The sequence below is a fragment of the Paenibacillus sp. GbtcB18 genome (genome assembly GCF_019091125.1).
In the GTDB taxonomy this organism is placed as follows: domain Bacteria; phylum Bacillota; class Bacilli; order Paenibacillales; family NBRC-103111; genus Paenibacillus_F; species Paenibacillus_F chitinolyticus.
Window position 1 is genome coordinate 1 of sequence record NZ_JAGXJX010000844.1, and the last position, 237, is coordinate 237.

At 32.9% G+C, this 237-nt stretch carries 1 pseudogene; it reads left to right on the forward strand.

The features are described from left to right. Window positions 1-237 (forward strand): annotated as a pseudogene (locus KVT34_RS32265) (hypothetical protein); the annotation flags it as partial.

Genomic DNA, 237 nt, shown 5'->3' on the forward strand with positions numbered 1-237 from the left:
ATCAATTCTATATTGCATTGAAGAAATTGAACTTACATAACATTAACTCCATTGAAAACGGAGTAGATGGCCGATATACAAACAAGCTGACTCATTTTATGAATGAGGAAACAGAAAAAGCAAATCCATACGTATATATTAGTCCTGTTGTATTTACAAAGGCTTTCTTTAAGCTATCTGTAGCGTCTAAGAAACTATTCTTAGACATTGCCATGCAACAACATACGGAAACAACAT